Origin of the sequence: Pseudomonas sp. H1h (genome assembly GCF_000633255.1) — a bacterium.
Taxonomy (GTDB): domain Bacteria; phylum Pseudomonadota; class Gammaproteobacteria; order Pseudomonadales; family Pseudomonadaceae; genus Aquipseudomonas.
On sequence record NZ_AYMJ01000029.1, the window covers coordinates 22,854 to 35,187 of the forward strand.

At 57.5% G+C, this 12,334-nt stretch carries 12 protein-coding genes; 8 read left to right on the forward strand and 4 right to left on the reverse strand.

Going from position 1 to position 12,334, the window contains the following annotated elements; translation table 11 throughout:
* Window positions 1-23: 23 nt before the first annotated feature.
* The 5 genes from U862_RS0122350 to msrA all read left to right on the forward strand — a co-directional run bounded on the left by U862_RS0122350 (window position 24) and on the right by msrA (window position 2,671).
* Window positions 24-254, forward strand: a complete 231-nt coding sequence (locus U862_RS0122350; protein WP_025112454.1) for a hypothetical protein — start codon at window positions 24-26, stop codon at window positions 252-254.
* Between the two features lie 122 nt (window positions 255-376).
* Window positions 377-607, forward strand: coding sequence for a hypothetical protein (locus U862_RS0122355; protein ID WP_007964939.1), 231 nt, complete (start codon window positions 377-379; stop codon window positions 605-607).
* Window positions 608-713: 106 nt separating this feature from the next.
* Window positions 714-998: a hypothetical protein gene (locus U862_RS0122360; RefSeq protein WP_025112455.1), complete on the forward strand. Its 285-nt coding sequence runs from the start codon at window positions 714-716 to the stop codon at window positions 996-998.
* 259 nt (window positions 999-1,257) lie between these two features.
* Complete coding sequence (locus tag U862_RS0122365; RefSeq protein WP_025112456.1) at window positions 1,258-1,824, forward strand: hypothetical protein; 567 nt, start codon at window positions 1,258-1,260, stop codon at window positions 1,822-1,824.
* 340 nt (window positions 1,825-2,164) lie between these two features.
* Window positions 2,165-2,671: a peptide-methionine (S)-S-oxide reductase MsrA gene (gene msrA, locus U862_RS0122370; protein WP_025112457.1), complete on the forward strand. Its 507-nt coding sequence runs from the start codon at window positions 2,165-2,167 to the stop codon at window positions 2,669-2,671.
* Between the two features lie 33 nt (window positions 2,672-2,704).
* On the opposite strand, the gene U862_RS0122375 is transcribed toward msrA, so the two are convergent.
* On the reverse strand, window positions 2,705-4,135 hold the full coding sequence (locus tag U862_RS0122375) for an aldehyde dehydrogenase family protein (protein ID WP_025112458.1): 1,431 nt from the start codon (window positions 4,133-4,135) through the stop codon (window positions 2,705-2,707).
* Window positions 4,136-4,259: 124 nt separating this feature from the next.
* Here U862_RS0122375 and U862_RS0122380 point away from each other — a divergent pair, with 124 nt between their 5' ends.
* A complete protein-coding gene (locus U862_RS0122380) occupies window positions 4,260-5,162 on the forward strand; it encodes a LysR family transcriptional regulator (protein ID WP_025112459.1) in 903 nt (300 codons plus the stop codon).
* A gap of 145 nt (window positions 5,163-5,307) precedes the next feature.
* Entirely contained in the window at window positions 5,308-5,469 is a 162-nt protein-coding gene (locus tag U862_RS30940) for a hypothetical protein (RefSeq protein ID WP_177327364.1), read from the forward strand.
* A gap of 235 nt (window positions 5,470-5,704) precedes the next feature.
* Here the strand turns inward: U862_RS30940 and U862_RS0122390 are convergent, their stop codons facing one another.
* From U862_RS0122390 to U862_RS0122405, 3 genes are all read right to left on the reverse strand, one after another.
* Window positions 5,705-6,145, reverse strand: a complete 441-nt coding sequence (locus U862_RS0122390) for a hypothetical protein (RefSeq protein WP_025112460.1) — start codon at window positions 6,143-6,145, stop codon at window positions 5,705-5,707.
* Window positions 6,146-6,811: 666 nt separating this feature from the next.
* A complete protein-coding gene (locus tag U862_RS0122400; RefSeq protein ID WP_025112461.1) occupies window positions 6,812-7,279 on the reverse strand; it encodes a hypothetical protein in 468 nt (155 codons plus the stop codon).
* Window positions 7,280-7,364: 85 nt separating this feature from the next.
* A complete protein-coding gene (locus tag U862_RS0122405) occupies window positions 7,365-10,364 on the reverse strand; it encodes a DEAD/DEAH box helicase (protein ID WP_025112462.1) in 3,000 nt (999 codons plus the stop codon).
* Between the two features lie 749 nt (window positions 10,365-11,113).
* On the opposite strand from U862_RS0122405, the gene U862_RS29790 reads away from it, so the two are divergent.
* Window positions 11,114-12,253, forward strand: a complete 1,140-nt coding sequence (locus U862_RS29790; protein ID WP_081794908.1) for an HWE histidine kinase domain-containing protein — start codon at window positions 11,114-11,116, stop codon at window positions 12,251-12,253.
* The last annotated feature ends 81 nt before the right edge of the window (window positions 12,254-12,334 follow it).

The following is a 12,334-nucleotide window of genomic DNA, read 5'->3' on the forward strand; positions in this document are numbered from 1 at the left end:
CACCTAATTGCTGTGGTGACGCCATGGAAGACATATTTGTCGTGAAGCGCTGCAACAAGATCATCATTCACGGCCGCCGCGCCGGGGAAAGCCTGCATGAGCCCGCCGAGGCCATCAGTTGGTATCGAATCAACGACACCCGCACCGGCGGCTTCATCGGCGATGGCTACGACCTAGAGGACGATGCCCGACGCGAATGCCGTCGTCTCAATGCCGCCAGCGCGCCACTGCCGGCGCGCCAGTCGGCTGGCTGATGCAATTGACAGGCGGGGTCTATACTCAATTCAGCTGACGGACCAGCGCCCCAACGGCAGAGAGCTCGCAGCCCTGCGGGCTTTTTGCTGCCTCTCAACGGTTTTCTGAACGGAGGTGTTTCATGTCCGAAAAAGAGTCCATCACCACCCTCCTCACCCTGCTCGACTCCCGTCAGGCGCGCCTTGCTGCAGCCTGCAAGGAGATCGCCGACTGGGTTGATCATCAAGGCGGGCATCCGACCGCCCTGCGCATCCGTGATCGCCTGAACGACATCGAAAAAGACACGCCGCTGATCCGCAGCACCCTGTCTTCGCTGCAACCTGTCGAACGACCATTGCCGCGCTTCAGATGATTGCACAGCGATAAACGACAGTACTCGTCGTACCATTTGGCCGATGCAACGAACGCCCTGGGTCGTGGGAGGTCATAACCTGTACACGTCACCCAGGAGACTGGTCATGGTTATCCATTTCAAAACAGACGGACATCTGGCTTGTGGTCACAAGGGCAACAACCTTGCCTCGAGCCTGGAACTCAATCGCGTCAAATGCCGTAGCTGCCGCAATACCGATGCCTTCAAAGAGGCGCGCAAAACCCAGCGCAATGCTGCACGCCGCGCAGCCCGTCTTGCCAAAACCGATCACGGTGCGTCGAACTGGCGCTCGGAATGGATCGAACGATTGACCGCACTGGCCGGGCCGCAGCGTCTGCCACGAGGCTTTCACGGGCAGGCGTTTGTCTAGATCCGACTAAAAATGGGCCGACATGATCGGCCCATTGGCTTGAGACGCCTTCCGTATTTTTTAAAAGCACCTTTCCTCGATTCTCCTGCCCCACCGGCCATCTCTTTTATTCAACGCCGATTTGAAAGTGCCCATAACCTGTGCTTTAAACAGTGAGCCACGAGATCGGATTCCGTGGTTTATCGCGCCAGGAAGGCGCCGGCCAACAGAGGCGGATTGTCTCCAGGTGTGCCCGGAAACAACTAAAAGGATTTTAGCTATGACTTTGTCTTTGCAAGATCTCAAGCCCGACCAGATCGAAGCGTTCAAGAAGCAGTCACAAGTTGCATTCGACGCTGAAATCAAACGCCGACAGGATGTCGTCGCTGCACAACCGGCACTTCGTGAGGTTCTCCACCAGAATGTGCATCCACAAACGCTGTGCGGTTGCGGCTGTCAGCAGAACATCTGCGGCTACTTCAACTTTTCAGGGTGCGGATGTGGCTGCGGCCCTCAGACCGAGACGATCCAGATCAGCTCATCTCTTTGCAATATCGGTCCTGAAGCGCCCCAGCAAGGGACAAGTGTCCGGTTCATCGGCCAAGCGACAGGAACCGGCACCAGCCTCAATATTTCCAACGCCTATCTGCAGGGCACAGTGCCTGATGCGGAGAATCTGATCGGCATCCAGCTGACACTGCAACTGTCGATCAATCAAGGGGCACTCTCACTTGCCATCCTGGAAGGAAACCGGTTGTTAGCCGTACTGGTCCATCCATCGCAATATGCCGCCAACATCAACGGCCAGTTCTATGGCAGTGGTTTTGGTACGTTCACCCGAGCGTGAAGTAACTGACCTGGACAAACGGTCCGAGTCAAAAAAAGCCCCGGCCTCAACCGCCGGGGCTTTTTATTGCGCCTGTGCAACGCCAGCTCGAATGTTAAAGTTTGAGCGTACTTTCAAGGACGACACCTCGTGCGCGCACAAAGATTTGCTGTATCGGCTGCGATGTTCACCCTCAGCCTTTCTGCTCACGCTGCCTCCGCCTGCATCGTGACTGCCGAAAAGCGTTTAAACGAAATAGGTTAAGCGTCGGCCAGGTTCGCAGACCGGTGGACCTTGGAATCAGCCAACACGCCCTCATAACAATGGCTATACGCACTGCCACCGAGAGGAAGCAAAAATCATGACCGGACAAACCGAAACCGCCATTCTCGCCGGCGGCTGCTTCTGGGGGATGCAGGATCTGCTGCGTCGCTATCCCGGCGTGCTGCAGACCCGAGTCGGATACACCGGCGGAGACGTAGCGAATGCCACCTACCGCAATCACGGCAACCACGCCGAAGCCATCGAAATCGTGTTCGATCCGGCCGTGATCAGCTACCGGCAGATCCTCGAGTTCTTCTTCCAGATTCATGACCCGAGCACGCCCAACCGTCAGGGCAACGACCGCGGTCCCAGCTATCGTTCGGCAATCTATTACCTCAACGAGCAGCAACGCGATATCGCCGAAGACACCGCTGCCGATGTCGATGCCTCAAAATTGTGGCCTGGCCGTGTAGTCACCGAAATCGAGCCGGCGGGACCATTCTGGGAAGCGGAGCCCGAGCATCAGGACTACCTGGAGCGGATCCCGAATGGCTACACCTGCCACTTCATCCGTCCGAACTGGAAGCTGCCCAAGCGCGGCTGAGGACCTGTCGGTCGACTTCGGCAGAGGCTCAAGTCAGTCCGACAGGACAGCCGTGAGCAGGGTCTTCGGCTCCAGAAAAGCACTCATCCCCCACTTGCCCATTTCGCGCCCAAGGCCTGAATGCTTGAACCCGCCGAATGGCGCACGCGGCTCGTGGGCCAGGGTGTTGATGAGTACACGTCCCGAGTCGATCTGCCGAGCGATATTCACACAGCGTTCGCGGCTTTTTCCCAGCACCAGGGCACTCAGTCCATAGTCGGTATCGTTGGCAATGCTGAGCGCATCGGCGTCATCCTCGTAAGGAATGATCGTCAGTACCGGGCCGAAGATTTCGTCACGCGCAATGCGCATCCCGTTGTGCGCATCGGTGAAGATCGTGGGCTTCACGAACCACCCGGCGTGCAAGCCTTGCGGGCGCCCTTCGCCACCTGCCAGCAACCGCGCACCCTCGTCCTGGCCAATACGGATGTAACGCTGTACCCGCTCCCATTGCTTCTGGCTCACCATCGGACCGATGTCGGTATCGGCGTTGCGCGGATCACCCGAACGAATCTGGGCGACCGCCTCTTTCGCCACACCTTCGAACTCTGCCAACCGGCTGCGCGGCACCAGGATGCGTGTGCCCGCGACGCAGGCTTGGCCGCTGTTGAGAAACCCGGCCTGTAGCACCAGCGGCATGACCGCTTGAAAATCAGCGTCGTCGAGCACCACGGTGGGCGACTTGCCGCCAAGCTCGAGCGTCACGCGTTTCATGGTGTCAGCACCGGTCCTTACCAAGTGCTGACCGACTGCGGACGACCCCGTGAACGAGATTTTGGCAACGTCGGGATGATGGGCGATTTCCTCGCCCACCACATCGCCTCGTCCGTTGACAATATTGAATACGCCCGGTGGCAACTGCGCTTCGTGCAACGCCTTGAGTACAACCTGCGTTTGCAGCGCGCTCATCTCGCTGGGCTTGATGACAGCAGTGCAACCTGCTGCCAGCGCCGTCGCCAGTTTGTTGCAGATGAAGCCGGCATTGCTGTTCCACGGCGTGATCAGACCGGTAACGCCCACAGGTGTCAGAATGACCCGTGCCATGCCGACCTGCTCCTCGAACTCGAACGTCTGCAGTGCATCGATTGCCTGCGCAATCACATCCGCCGGATAGGTTGCCATCCAGCGCCCGCGAACCGCAGGCGATCCATATTCCAGAAGGATGGCTTCCAGCAACTCCTCCTCCCTCGCCGCCACAGCCCGGTGCATGCGTTGCAATGCGCCAATGCGCTCGTCCCGAGTGGTACGAGACCAGGCCGGGAATGCGGCCTTGGCAGCGGCAATTGCATGCTGAGCGTCCACCGCGTCGCCCAGTCGAACCTGGCCGATAACCTCTTCGGTGCTCGGATTATGCAGGTCGAACCACTCCTGACCGTGGGGAACGACGTATTCGCCGTTGATGTAGATGTGTTCAATGCGCTGCATGACGACTCCTCACTCAAATTGACTCGGCTGAATCGAGCCTCTGTGAACCGAAGTCTAAGAAGGGTTTATTATTCCGATAAGCCATCCATTGATTGATGAAGCATCCGCATTTTCAGGACAATCCATGCACAAGACAGGAATGACCGAGCTGGAAGTGGTTCTGGCCGTTGCGCGCCGCAACAGTTTTCGTGGCGCAGCGCAGGAACTGGGCATGTCCACCACCGCTGTGAGCAGCGCAGTGGCTGGCCTCGAAGCGCGCCTGAAGGTGCGTCTGTTCAATCGCTCCACGCGCAGCGTCGCCCTCACCGATATCGGGCAACGTTATGTAGAGCGTATTGCTCCCGCCTTGGCCCAGATCAAAAGTGCCGGCGAAGAAGCCAGCGTCGGCCTCGATCAACCCAGTGGCACCTTGCGCATCAATGCGCCCTATGGCGCGGCCTACCTGTTGCTTGAGCCGCTGTTCAAACAATACGCGCAGCGCTATCCCGAGGTACGCATCGACATCGTCAGTGAAGCCAGCATGATCGACATCGTCGCCGGAGGCTTCGACGCCGGGATTCGTCTGGCGGAGTCCGTCCCCCAAGACATGATTGCCGTCGCGCTGTCAGACGATATCCGCATGCTCGTGGTAGCAACGCCTGAGTACCTCGAGCGCCACGGCGTGCCTGAGCATCCGCGAGACCTGCTGACTCACCAGAGCATCGGCATGCGCATGGCTCATGGCGGCCTCTATCACTGGGAACTGCAGCGCGACGGCGAAAAACTGCAAATGGATCTGCCGGTGCGCTTTGCATTCAACGAGTTGCTCGCGATCAAACAGGCCGTGGTGTCGGGCCTTGGCATCGGCTTCATTTCCGAATGGTTCATCCAGCAAGAACTGGCCAGTGGCGCACTTGTGCCGGTGCTGATGCCCTGGTGTCCTTCGTTTGACGGACTGCGGCTTTATTACTCGGGGCACCGCTTCGTACCGGCGCGATTGCGCGCGTTGATTGCTCTGGTGCATGAATTGCGGCCCGGCGTAACTTGATCCAGAACGCATATTTTGTGTTCGAAAACAGAGCGTCGCCTTAGCACAGTTCAAACCTTCGAGGATGAACATACGTTCATCGCAAGCAGGGCTCAATGCGTCTAGCCTGCGGGTTCCAACATAGTGACTACAGGAGTACCCCACCATGTTCTCGCACGAAAGCATACCGCTGATTGCCATTTTCATCATCATGCTGCTGTGCGTGCTTGCGGCCTTTCTACATCCGGTTCACGCACTTTTCAGTTGGATTCGCAGGCGCCGGGATAGATCATCCACCCGGATTTGCAAAGAAGCCGATTCGCGCTGAACATTTATCCTGACAGGCCCGGACAAACCCGGGCTTTTTGTTTCCTGCCTGGAGGCGCGGAAACGAAAAAGCCCAGCGCAGGGCTGGGCTCAGTTTTTTTTGTACGACGGCCGAAGAGGTGCACCTCGAGACGGCAACAGCCCACGCCTCGTCGATGGCGAAGCTCGTCGCAGATCACAACATCTCATCATTGCCTCAATGTCGCAGGCTTCACACAGGAATCTCGGCGAGCAGCCTATGCGAGCGACCGCTCGTGCTCGCTCTCGTGAACGTAAATCCACGAGATGCCCGATGGAGAAGCGTGGTCGACGCGCATAAGCGCTGAGTCGACTTTCTTCTTGGTAATGCCATCCTTGACCAGATCGAAGACTGCGAGGAAGAAATCCCCGGGAAGCGGTGTGATCGAGAGATTGGTGATATGCGATTCCGGGCTTCCGGCACGCTTGCCGTACAGCCCCCAAAGTCGCTCCCAATAGTCCGCCCGACTCATGATCTGACCGTCGGTGAGCACCACTCGGAACTCGCTGGACAGCGCATCGTACAAGGGTTTGATCGCACCTTCAGATTGGGAAGACACGCCGCGTGACCACGGGAAAAAGAGGTTGTACCAACGGTACACCTCGGCTTTGACGAGCGCTGTTTTGTCTGAGGTTGCAAGTGTTTGACTGATAGCCATCTGTGTTCTCCATAACACGTTAAAGGTGGCGGGTTTTGCGTTACAGACTCAACGTCTGCTCCCCATCGCCTGAGCGATGCACCGCGCCTTGATCAAGATCCATCCTGACATCGACGTCGTGGGGGCCTGCTCCATTATCGCTTCAATGACTTCTGGCATCTGCCACGACTTTTTCGACCCAGCCACAAAAGTAGCCCCTTGCCTGGCGGATTGCATTGAGAGCTGACCAACGGTTTTAGGACCCGATGGTCTGGATCAGAACTCATCACTTCTCGCGTCCCAAACCGAGCGATGTTCTGTGTCTGCGCTGGGAATGCCAGTCGGCCCAAGCGTTTGAGGAAATCAGAGAAGGAAAAACACGCAGACGATGGAGTGGATTCCAGGCCGCGCGGCCGGTTGGCCGCCCGATTCAATGAGCCCAAGCCCCACTGAGAGGATGACCGAACAATCCATCCGCGATCACAATGGCAACAAGATCGTGCTTGCACAATGAATTGCGAACCACTGTCAGAATGGCGGCCCGGAAACAAACAAGGGTTTGCATCAGCTTTCGCCCGCAAACCCTTGATTTAAGATGGTGCCCGAAGCCGGAATCGAACCGGCACGCCCTTACGGGCGGGGGATTTTAAGTCCATAACTTTTCACCTTTAAATCATAAGCTTAGGTTCAGTTTTTTTCCGCATCAAACAAATTTTCTCTCCGCTCCAAGGCAGCAAAACCAGCACCTCCAAATAAATTGCGGAAAGGAATCGGGCTGCAGGATCCCGCTTTCAGGCAATGGTGGACCAGACAGGTCAGGTGGTGATCTCTGAAGTAGTCGTGATACTTTCCTGAGATCGGTTTTGCCAATGACGCGTGAACGAACTCGATGAAGCCCAGGACGAGCAAGGTGTCCGGCGCCAACGGCCAAACCAGCCCCGGCATTTCTGCGCTTACCGAAGTCGCCAAGACTCCCGCATCGCCACCGCAAGTTGCTTGTCCGTCCGGGCAGCGTTCGGGGAAACGCAGGCCGAATGCGCCGCTATTGATCAACGCCTGCACCGCTGCCACCCGGCCCGCCCTGACCGTGGGCGAAATCACCTGCTCGGTGCGTGCGCGCGGACCATTCCGACGATCGCTGAAGTAGTCGCTCATCACGTTGACTCCGTTCGCGGCCCAGACGCGATGGTGGCGACGTGTCTATCCAAAAAATTCATTTCCCTGCGCAGTACCATGGTGCTCATGCTTGTGGCCTCAATAAGGGCGCGCTAGTTGGGCCAATGCATGCTTCTAGCCGCTCTAAGCTCAAGTCGTTCACAGCTTCCGGCGTCAAGCATCCGGCATTGAAGAGCCCGAGGTACTGCCCCCTAGTCAGAGCAATCGGCAAGTTTGTGAGTGGCAACGCACCGGCTGGAAGGCCGAATTCGAGCCGCTGCAGGATTTCGTCGAGTCCCGCCAAGAACGTAGGCTGGTCCGGGAAAAGTGCCGATAGGATTTGATGCGTCGAGCGCAGGTGAAAGCGGGTTGCGTCGGCGATACCGATGATGTTTCCGTATCCGACGGCGCCTCCGAAGGGCGTAGTAGAGAACCGCTTCTCCAACACATCGACGGGGGTGCCCTCGATCCAGTCGTACAAGAGCGCGGCGCGCTTGCATCGGCACCAGAACTCAATTTCGTCCCGACAATATCGCTGCAGTGCCTGCGTCATCGCATGCCCATAACGCTGCGCAACATCATTGGAGCGCACGCTCTCCGACCTGCCACGCTTCATGACCGGTGTATAGATCGCATCCATCTCGTCGAGCACCTGCACCATCGCCAGCACCTGGGTGGGCGACGTCTGTGCGGCGTTGAGTTGTTTCATCAACTCGACCAGCCGCAGGCTCGACTCAAACGACAAGGACGAAGCGCCGCAGGCGCGTCCGAGCAAGGTAAGGTGGATCAACTCGCCCTCGCGCTCGGCCAGCCCGGCCTGCAACAGGCGCACGACCAAAGCGGTGACTTCGTGCTCCACCATCGGGATCCATTGAGGATTCGCACGTGATGCAGAGTAGCCACCGAACGTGTTGACCAACAGGCCAGGAATTTCGATGGCACGCACGCCCCGGACTTGGCTAAGCAAGCGCAGCGTCCAGGTTGGCAGGTCGCGTTGCTGGAAGGATGACTTCACATCTTCCGGCACACCGAGCACGTATTTCTGGAATAGCTGCGCGCGCTCCATCGGAGTGTCGGCGAGAATGATGGCCTTGCCGGTCTCGTTGTATCCGAGCCGTCCCGCACGCCCCGCCATGTTCTTGTACTCGGCTACGGTGAATGGCCGGCCGTCCTCTCCGACGAATTCGTTCTCCGCGAGGATCACCGTAGATGCCGGAGTGTTGATGCCGGCAGCCAGCGTCGTCGTGGCCACCAGCGCATGGATGCCGCCGCCTGCATCGCGATACCCCTTCTCGACGGCTTCGCGCTCCGCACGCAAGAGATTGGTGTTGTGGAATGCAGTACCGCCAGCGAGGCATTCCCGCAGATCCTGCGAGGCGCCAGTCAAATCCTGCGTCGGAAGCACGGCCAAAACTCTAGTCGCGGGACCGAGTACCAATTCCTTGGACAAGTATTTGGCGCAGCCCTGCGCCGGACCACGCATGTTACGGAAGACCAGCAACTTTTCGCCCTGTGCGACCAGTTGCTGGACCAGCGGCACGATCACGTCCTGCGAGCTGGGCTTTTCGCGACGCTGTACGATGCGATGCGCTGGCAAGAGGGCTTCGGTCATGGTGGTGCCGTCCACATCGACGAACTGGAACGTCCCGCGTCGATCAAGCACGCCCTTGACCAGGGGCACAGGCCGCTCGCGGGATATCAGCAAAGGCAAGTCGAGCCAGCGATCAAAGCTGTTGAGGTTGCCAATCACCGCCGACAAGATCACAAGTTGCGGTTCAACGCCACGCTGACGTGCTCGTAGCAGGAGCGCTAAGATCAGCTCAACAGTAATACCTCGATTAGGGTCCGTAATGAACTGCCCCTCGTCAAGCACGACGAGGCCGAGCTGGTTGAGCACGCGCGGCGAACCGAGCGCCAGATTGAGAAAGGTTTCATAGGTGAAGAAACCCAGGTCATAGCGGCCGGCCAACACGGGACCGATGCCATCCGTTGCATCACCGCTGCACCGAACGACGCGCAGCCCCGCAGCTCCGTATCGCTCGCTGAACTCCTCGAATTTCTCGCTGACTAGCGCCCGATACGGCAGCAGAAACGCGGCTTTCTTGCCGGCTGTGACTGCCTGAATCGCAGCCAGTTCGCCGATCATGGTCTTACCCGAACTGGTCGGCGCAGCCACCAGCAGCGATTTGCCGGCCAGTACGCCGTGTTCATTGACTGCCTTAAGTTGCAGTGCGTTGAGGCCTCGCGGGAAGTCCGTTGTCCACTGTTCGACGATATCCGGAGGAAAGCCGTGCGCAGAAAATTCCGCAAACGCCCCCGACATTTGCTGGACCGCTCTGGCCGGGAACGCAGCGGCGTAGTTGTCACCGCGTTTGAGAGCCGGAAACACGAGACCACCCTGGACGTTGCCCAGGAATACGGGCGTCTGTGTCACGCTGATGCGCTCGGCCTCGACACGCGCCAACCTGATGATCTCTCCGGCGATTTCCGGAAAGCTGACCGAGTCGCCGACCGCCCCCGTCAACGCCTCGATCACAGCATGCGTGAGCAATCCGTGTCCGGTGCCCGGCTGCTCCCAGGCCGACTCGTTGGTTGCACAGGCGGCGAGCAGAATGCGGCCCTCACCGTAAATCCCAGTCAACGCAAATGCACTTCGCGGTCGCGCTGCAGCCTCCAGCACGCGCGCAGGTGCCTGCCCGCTGAAGCAGCAGTCAAGCACGCACAGGACCGCACGCGCCTTCGTCGTCTTAAAGGCATCGGCCAAGCCCGCCATAGACAGGCCTGTGCTGGAAAGATCGGCTGCGTTGGTATCGAACAGGACCAGGTTTCCATCGGGAGAACCGTGGCCAGCGAATGTGATGACTATCACGTCGTCCTGGCCAGCGGCCGACAGCGTTCCGAGGATGGCCTGCGACACCTCTGCATGCGTGGCGACCTCATCGACAAGCAGTCGGCCAGCAAGGCCTTCAACGGTGTCGGTGAACAGCGCCCACAACGCCGTCGCATCGCGGCGGGCCCCGCCCAGCTCGGGGATTGTCGCGTCGAGGTGCTTGTTGATGCCCACGAAAATAGCTTTGATCGCCACGTCGCCCCCCCCTATCCGCTTTGCGCCAAGAGTCATTCGATCACGTCGCTCGCCGCGCGCGGACGCAACGCCCTCAGGTACACCGAGCATAGTCGCATCCGCCGATTTAATTGCGCCAACTATCTCGATGAAACGAGGCAGATTTTCGGTTGAGCGTTCGCTTAGAGGCTTTGTCTCGCGATACGCTGTTCGGCAACTTAGCCAAGTACCGCGTCATTGAAGCAGCGAGACGCTTCGGCAATTGGCGTGCTTCCCGCGTGACTCAATATGGCCATCAACGACTACATGAATTTCTTTTTCTTACGGTTGCTTTTCTATTCTCACACGATAGATGTCTCGCATTGGTCGCGAGGCAGAGCTTTGCTTCCCCCCCTTCTCTCGTCGCTACTGGCGGCTTAAAGCCAACATTAATCGGTCTCTCTGTTCAATCCTTTGGCGTTTTGTGGTCTGTCGCGGCCCTGGATTTGCCCTCAACATAATTGTGAGCACACCGATCCCGCTATCTGGATCGGAGGTCAGTGGTTAGCAGACGTTAGCGAGTGACTGCTCACTACCCAGCTAGCGGTGTCCCCATAAGCAGGCACTCATGACCGACCGCTTCCGGCCAAAAGCGGACGTTTGAAAGCAGCACCTTTCGGCCATAAATAGACGCTCGGAAGCGACCGTCAACGGCCAATTGTTGACCCTCTCGAAGATGAGGGGGGAAATGACTGTAGAATGGGCAGCCTCGATCACCAAGGTCTGTCTCCATGCATCAACTGCTTGAGCACTTTCTCAATCGCGCACTTGATGTCATGTCATTGGGCGCTCCTCCTGTTCCTCTGTTGCGTGAGCTCGCCAGCGCAGTACAAGACCTCCTCCCGGGTTGTTTGGTTGGAATCAATGTTCTTGATAAGCCGAGGCGCACGTTCCGCCACTCGATTTTCCCAGGGCTGCCCGAGGAGTTCGCTCGTAGGTTGGAAGGCAATGTAATCGATGGAAAAAGAGGTTCTTGCGGCCTCGGCGTACTGACAGGCAAGGTCATTAATGTTGCCGATGTAGCAAGTGATGAGCGATTTTCTAAGGAATGGAAAGCGCTATTTGCTCAGTATCAGCTTGCCTCGCTGGTCTCGATACCTGCCATTACGTCAAATGGCGATGCTCAGGGCAGTGTCGCAGTCATACATCCGAAATCGACACCACTTCAGCCAGAGCAAATCGAATCTATTAAATCAGTGGCTGAGCTTTGCGCAAAGATATGCGCATACAGCAGAACCCTGGAAACAAACCAGATTCTGTTGGGAGAGCTCGAGCACCGAATCCGAAACCTTTATTTAACTGTAGGTGGGGTAGCTAATCTCACGATTAAGAGCTATCCCACACCCAGTGAGTTTCGCAAGGTATTCAGCGACCGCCTCAACATGATGCATCGTGCTCACTCATTTGCTCTAGGCAGGAACACAATAGGGTTAAGCCAATTGATGGAAGAAATGCTTGCGCCCTATTCAAAAGACTACCAAATTTCAATCAGTGGGCCTGACATCACCCTGGCGCCGGATGCAGCTTGTGCACTGGCATTAGCAGTACATGAGCTAGGTACTAATGCATCAAAATATGGAGCCCTGTCTAGTTCCGGCGGCGTGTTAACGGTGCGATGGAACATTCTTTCAAATTCAGAATTAGGCTCCCTTCCTATTTTCATACTGAAGTGGGAGGAGAGTCGCGGACCTCTAGTGATACCACCTAGCCGCAAAGGATATGGGACATCGATGATTGGAGGGGCACTTCGAAACGCATTCGATGGTGGGGCAATATTTACATTCGATCCATGTGGATTCACTTGCGAGATTACTGCACCGCTCTCATCAAGCCTATGTAACGAAGCAATCAACACAACCACATTAGTATGATGCCAAATTTATTTCCGGGTTAGCCGGCGCAGAATTCACCTTTGGCTTTCGCCGCCCGCTTGCCCAGCACATACCACACAA